Origin of the sequence: Burkholderia sp. Bp9031 (genome assembly GCF_003857965.1) — a bacterium.
Lineage (GTDB): Bacteria > Pseudomonadota > Gammaproteobacteria > Burkholderiales > Burkholderiaceae > Burkholderia > Burkholderia ambifaria_A.
Window position 1 is genome coordinate 24884 of record NZ_QTPW01000051.1, and the last position, 6954, is coordinate 31837.

Annotated in this window: 3 protein-coding genes; 2 read left to right on the top strand and 1 reads right to left on the bottom strand. The window is 68.0% G+C overall.

The window, feature by feature from the left end; genetic code table 11:
- Positions 1-73: 73 nt before the first annotated feature.
- On the top strand, positions 74-3712 hold the full coding sequence (locus tag DIE15_RS34910; RefSeq protein WP_124835697.1) for a hydantoinase B/oxoprolinase family protein: 3639 nt from the start codon (positions 74-76) through the stop codon (positions 3710-3712).
- 668 nt (positions 3713-4380) lie between these two features.
- Positions 4381-6384: a cyclic di-GMP phosphodiesterase gene (gene pdeR, locus DIE15_RS34920; RefSeq protein ID WP_057925889.1), complete on the top strand. Its 2004-nt coding sequence runs from the start codon at positions 4381-4383 to the stop codon at positions 6382-6384.
- A 53-nt stretch (positions 6385-6437) separates the two neighbouring features.
- On the opposite strand, the gene DIE15_RS34925 is transcribed toward pdeR, so the two are convergent.
- Positions 6438-6954 (bottom strand): crotonase/enoyl-CoA hydratase family protein (locus tag DIE15_RS34925; protein WP_260428432.1); only part of this gene is annotated, 517 nt, incomplete at its 5' end.

Below are 6954 nucleotides of genomic sequence, written 5' to 3' on the forward strand. Positions count from 1 at the left end.
GCGACGCGCGCCGTGCGGCGGCGCTCGCCCTTCGTTTTCATCTTCGCTTCAACGACGCATCGAGTTCATCGCCATGACTGACCGACACACTTTCCCCGTTTCCTCCGACGCCGCGCGCTGGCAATTCTGGATCGACCGCGGCGGCACTTTCACCGACATCGTCGCGCGCCGGCCCGATGGCGCGCTCGTCACGCACAAGCTGCTGTCGGAGAACCCCGAGCAGTATCGCGACGCAGCCGTCGCCGGGATCCGCCACCTGCTCGGCCTGGCCGACGGCGAGCCGATCACGCCCGAACGCGTCGACATGGTGAAGATGGGCACGACGGTCGCGACCAACGCGCTGCTCGAGCGCAAGGGCGAGCGCACCGCGCTCGCGACGACGCGCGGTTTTCGCGACGTGCTGCGCATCGCGTACCAGAACCGGCCGCGCCTGTTCGATCTCGACATCGTGCTGCCCGATGCGCTGTACGAGACCGTCGTCGAGATCGACGAGCGGATCGGCGCGCACGGCGACGTCGTCGTGCCGCTCGACCTGCAACGCGCGGAAACGGCATTGCGCCGCGTGTTCGACACCGGCGTGCAGGCGTTGGCCATCGTGCTGATCCACGGCTATCGCTACACGGCGCACGAGCGTGCGCTGGCGGACCTCGCGCGCCGGATCGGCTTCACGCAGGTGTCCGTGTCGCACGAGGTGTCGCCGTTGATGAAGATGGTGTCGCGCGGCGATACGACCGTGGTCGACGCCTACCTGTCGCCGATCCTGCGCCGCTACGTCGAGCAGGTCGCGCACGAGATGCCCGGCGTGAACCTGCAGTTCATGCAGAGCAGCGGCGGCCTGACGCGCGCCGATGCGTTCCAGGGCAAGGACGCGATCCTGTCCGGCCCGGCCGGCGGCATCGTCGGGATGGTGCGCGCCGCGCGCGCAGCCGGCTTCGACAGCGTGATCGGCTTCGACATGGGCGGCACGTCGACCGACGTGTCGCACTACAACGGCGAATTCGAGCGCGTGTTCGAGACGCAGGTGGCCGGCGTGCGGATGCGCGCGCCGATGATGAGCATCCACACGGTTGCTGCCGGCGGCGGCTCGGTGCTCGGCTTCGACGGCGCGCGGCTGCGTGTCGGGCCCGAATCGGCCGGCGCGAACCCGGGGCCGGCCGCGTACCGGCGCGGCGGCCCGCTGACCGTGACCGACTGCAACGTGATGCTCGGCAAGATCCAGCCTGATCACTTTCCGCGCGTGTTCGGCCCGCATGCGGACGAACCGCTCGACCGCGACGGCGTGGCCGCGAAATTCGCGGCGCTTGCCGACGAGATCCATGCGGCAACCGGGCGGCGCGACACGCCCGAGGCGCTGGCCGAAGGGTTCCTGGAGATCGCGATCGGCAGCATGGCGAACGCGATCAAGAAGATCTCGGTGCAGCGCGGCCACGACGTGTCGCGCTACGTGCTGACGACCTTCGGCGGCGCGGGCGGCCAGCACGCATGCGGCGTGGCCGACGCGCTCGGGATGACACAGGTGTTCGCGCATCCGCTCGCGGGCGTGCTGTCCGCCTACGGGATGGGCCTGGCCGACCAGACCGCGATGCGTGAGCGCGCGGTGGAGGCCGTGCTGTCCGACGCGTCGTTGCCCGCGCTGAACGCGACGCTCGACCGGCTGGCCGACGACGCGGTCGGCGCGCTGCTCGAACAGGGCGTGCCGCCGGAACGCATCGCGACCGAGCGGCGCGTGCACCTGCGCTACCAGGGCACCGATTCCGCGCTCGACGTGCCGGCCGGCAGTGTCGTCGCGATGCAGCAGGCGTTCGAAGCCGCTTACCGGCAGCGCTACGCGTTCCTGATGCCCGGCACGCCGCTGGTCGCCGAGCTGGCGTCGGTCGAGGCGATCGGCCGCTCCGATGCGCCGGTCGAAATCGCGCCGCTCGTGCCGCGCGACGACGGCGCGGCGCCGCGGGCCCACAGCACCGTGCGTTTCCATTCCGGCGGCCAATGGCACGACGCGGCGCTGTACGTGCGCGACACGCTGCTCGCCGGCGACGCGATCGACGGCCCGGCGATCGTCGCCGAGAAGAACGGCACGACCGTCGTCGAGCCCGGCTGGCGCGCGCGGATGACGGCCCAGGGCAACCTCGTGCTGACGCGCACGACGCCGCTGCCGACGCGCCGCTCGCTTGGCACCGACGCCGATCCGGTGCGGCTCGAGATCTTCAACAACCTGTTCATGTCGATCGCCGAGCAGATGGGGCTGCGGCTGCAGAACACCGCGTATTCGGTGAACATCAAGGAGCGGCTCGACTTCTCGTGCGCGATCTTCGACGGCGACGGCAACCTGATCGCGAACGCGCCGCACATGCCCGTGCACCTGGGCTCGATGGGCGAGAGCATCCGCACGGTGATCGAGCGCAACCGCGGCCGCATGCGCGACGGCGACGTATTCATGCTGAACGACCCGTATCACGGCGGCACGCACCTGCCGGACGTCACCGTCATCACGCCGGTGTTCGCGGACGGCTCGGATGCGCCGCTGTTCTACGTCGGCTCGCGCGGCCACCACGCGGACATCGGCGGCACGACGCCGGGCTCGATGCCGCCCGATTCGACGCACATCGACGAAGAAGGCGTGCTGATCGACAACTGGCAGCTTGTGTCGGCCGGCGTGCTGCGTGATGCCGACACGCGCGCGCTGCTCGCATCGGGCCGTTATCCGGCGCGCAACGTCGAGCAGAACATGGCCGACCTGCGCGCGCAGATCGCCGCGAACCAGAAGGGTGTCGACGAGTTGCGGCGGATGGTCGGGCAGTTCGGCCGCGACGTCGTGCTCGCGTTCATGGGGCACGTGCAGGACAACGCGGAAGAAGCGGTGCGGCGCGTGATCGGCGCGCTGCAGGACGGCGTGTACCGCTATCCGCTCGACAACGGCGCCGAGATTCGCGTCGCGATCCGCGTGGACCGCGCGGCGCGCCGTGCGGAGATCGACTTCACCGGCACGTCCGCGCAGCTCGACAACAACTTCAACGCGCCGAAGGCCGTCTGCATGGCCGCGGTGTTGTACGTGTTCCGTACGCTGGTCGGCGACGACATCCCGCTGAACGCCGGCTGCCTGAAGCCGCTGACGGTGATCGTCCCCGCCCGCTCGATGCTGAACCCCGAGTATCCGGCGGCGGTCGTGTCGGGCAACGTCGAGACGTCGTCGGCAATTACCAACGCGCTGTACGGCGCGCTCGGCTGCGTCGCATCGAGCCAGGGAACGATGAACAACTTCACTTTCGGCAACGAGAGCGTCCAGTACTACGAGACCATCGCCGGCGGCAGCGGCGCGGGCGACGGCTTCGCGGGCGTCGGCGCGGTGCAGACGCACATGACGAACTCGCGCCTGACCGACCCGGAGGTGCTCGAATGGCGCTACCCGGTGCGCCTCGACTCGCATCGGCTGCGCGCGGGTTCCGGCGGCGGCGGGCGCTGGCGCGGCGGCGACGGCGCGGTGCGGCGGATCCGCTTCCTCGAGCCGATGACCGCGTCGATCCTGTCGAACAACCGGATCCATGCGCCGTTCGGCGCCGCGGGCGGCGAGGCCGGCGCGCTCGGTCGCAACACGATCGAGCGCGCGGACGGCACGGTCGAGACGCTCGAGCATATCGGCCGCGCGCAGATGGCGCCGGGCGACGTGTTCGTCGTCGAGACGCCGGGCGGCGGCGGTTACGGCGCGGCGGGCTGAGCGTCGCTGCGCAACGCGCGGAAGCGGTGCGGCGGCGTGCCCGCCGGACGGTTTTCGCGCGTCGCGGCGGGGCGATCGCACCGGTTCCATTCATGGCGCCGCAATGCCGGTGCGACCCGGCGATATATCCGCTCACATCGATTGACGCGATATTGCAACGCGTATGGGAATAAAGACATGCATTCCCGCATAAGCGGACATGGAAAATTCCCGATTCCGCGATCGGCGCCATGCGATCCGACCCCGGCAGAATGCCGCGGGGGCGGATCGCTACAAGGTTAGTGCGATTCCCGCAAACGCCCGTCCGGCAAGGCGCTCAGCTGACCTCGCCGGCCCGCTTCAGGCCCGGCGCCCGCCGACTCGCATCACGCCAACCACGAAAAATCCCCCCTGCCAATCGAGTTCCGATTCCTTGACACTCTGTTCCAAATGTGAGTGCCATTCCTCATCGTCATTTGATAAGATGGGTTACACATTCGCTTGGAAAACCTTACGCGCGACATGCGCGAACGCCGGGTCGCATTAGTCGTTGGAAACACATTCGGAACGAGGACCGTTGTCACGGCCATCAAGACTGTTCTTCCGGGTACGCGCGTTGCGCGCCCGACCGCGGGCGGTCAACTTGCATCCGTCTACACTGTGCGTTTTTTCTGGATCGGGGCGTGTCCATGGATGACGAAAACGAAAGCGCCGTGCTCGAAGCGCATCTCGGTACGCGCAGCCCATGCTGGCGCCTCGGCAGCGACAGCAATGCACTCGAACTGGCCGCCGTTCGCGGCCTGACCAATGTCGCGGTTGCGCTGACCGGCGAGCAGGCCGCGCGGATTCGCGCGCTCACCGGCGTCACGTCGCACCTCGTGCTCGAACTCGCGCTGTTCGGCGATCCGGTCAGTCTCCATCTGGTCGGCAGAAAGATCGACACCGCCAATTGGGCCGGCACGGCCTCCGCCTATTCCGATACCGCGTCCGTCGCCAGCGATCTCGCACACGGGCTCGCGTTCGCCGAGCAGGTCGTGTCGGAAGTGAATTCGCTCGTCGTGATCCTCGACCGCAACGGCATGGTGCAGCGCTTCAACCGCCTGTGCGAGGAAGTGACGGGCAAGCGCGAGGTCGACGTGATCGGCCGCAGCGCGTTCGAGCTGTTCATGAGCCCCGAGCAGGGCGCGCAGTCGCGCACCAACATCACCGGCTTTTTCGCGAGCAACCGGTCGTTCGCGGTCGAGCGCTACATCAACACGGTCAACGGCCCGCGCCTGTTCCAGTTCCGCAACAAGTTCGTGCAGAGCGGCAGCGGCGCCGACGAGCAGTTCCTGATCTGCTCGGGCATCGACGTCACCGAGGAGCGCAACGCGCAGCAGCGGCTCAGCGAACTCGCGAATACCGACGTGCTGACCGGCCTGCCGAACCGTCATGCGATCAGCGAGCGCATCCGCGTCGCGCTGGCCGCAGACCGCACCGACCTGCGCGGCCAGGTCGGCATCCTGTTCCTCGATCTCGACAACTTCAAGCGCGTCAACGATCACTACGGGCACATCACCGGCGACCGCCTGCTGCAGGACGTGTCCGCGGTCATCGGCGGCTGCCTGCCGTCCGGCGCGACGCTCGCGCGGCTCGGCGGCGACGAATTCCTGGTGCTGTTCGAGCACGGCACGCGGCCGCTGCTCGAGGCGACCGCACAGATCATCCTCGAGCGGCTGCGCACGCCGATCCACCTCGGGCTGGTGGAGGTCTACACGAGCTGCTCGATCGGCATCGCGATGTATCCGCAGCATGGCGATTCGCTCGAAACGCTGATCCGCAGCGCCGATACCGCGATGTACGTCGCGAAGGAAGAAGGCAAGCATACGTACCGCGTGTTCTCGCTCGAGATGAACCAGAAGGTCGCGAAGTACATGTGGCTCGACACGAACCTGCGCAAGGCGCTCGAGGAAGAGCAGTTCGTGCTGCATTACCAGCCCGTCGTCGACATCGCGACCGGCGACGTGCACGGCGTCGAGGCGCTGATCCGCTGGCAATCGCCCGATCGCGGGCTTGTCGCGCCGATCGAATTCATCCGCTTCGCGGAGGAGTCGGGGCTGATCGCACCGCTCGGCCGCTGGGTGATGCGCACCGCTGCCGCGCAGGCCGCCGCATGGAATGCGATGGGGCTCGGCGTGCGGATCGCGGTGAACGTGTCCGCGCGGCAGTTGCAGGACATGAACATCGTCGATCAGTTCGCGTCGATTCTCGACGCCGCGGGGCTGAAGCCGAGCCTCGTCGACATCGAGCTCACCGAAAGCAGCTTCATCGACGACGAAGAAGCGGCGCACGAGCTGATGAAGCAGTTCCGCCAGCTCGGTGCGGAGATTCACCTCGACGATTTCGGCACCGGCTATTCGTCGCTGTCGCAGCTGTCGCGGCTGCCGCTCGATTCGATCAAGCTCGACCGCAGCTTCATCACGGGCATCGACCGCAACCCGCGCTCGCAGGCGCTGGTGCGCTCGGTCGTGTCGCTCGCGAGGGCGCTGAGTTTCTCGGTGGTCGCCGAAGGCGTCGAGACGCACGCGGAAGCCGAATTCCTGAAGCAGATCAACGTCGACTACGCGCAGGGTTACTACTTCGCGCGGCCGATGCCGGCCCAGGCCTTCGAGGCCTGGCTCGCGGAGACGAGGAAGCTCAGGCTGATCGCCTGAGCCTCCCCGCATGACGGAGCGCGCCGCCCGCCATGCGCGGCGCTTCGCTCACATCACACCGTGCGCAGCTTCGACACGCGCCGGTTCTGCAGCATCACCAGACGTTCCATGTACGCGAGATCCTTCGGCTCGATCGTGAACGCCGCGTGAACCCATTGCTCGGTGATGTCCATCAGCTCGGAACGCGTGAGATGGAACACGCGTTCGCGCGCGCGCAGCATCGCGCGGATGCCGTTCAGCTTCGGCTTCATCACGTCGATGAAGGTGCGCGTCGCGAGATACGCGTCGCCCGCGTCGAACGTCTGGTCGATCAGCCCGCGATCCTCGTACCACTCGGCCGCATGTGCCTCGCCGGACGAGATCAGCGATTCCGCGAGCCCGCGGTCCGCCTTGCGCGCGACCAGCGAATAGCCGCCCATGCCCGGGAACAGGTTGAACGCGATCTCGGGAAAACCGAGCTTCACGCCCTTCTGCGCGAGCATGTAGTGGTGCGCGAGGGCGGCTTCGAAGCCGCCGCCCAGCGCGCTGCCCTCGATCATCGCGATCGAGATCGCACCGGTGCCGAATCCC

Coding starts and splice junctions, on each gene's coding strand:
- DIE15_RS34910 (WP_124835697.1), top strand. CDS start 74: ATGACTGACCGACACACTTTCCCCGTTTCCTCCGACGCCGCGCGCTGG.
- pdeR (WP_057925889.1), top strand. CDS start 4,381: ATGGATGACGAAAACGAAAGCGCCGTGCTCGAAGCGCATCTCGGTACG.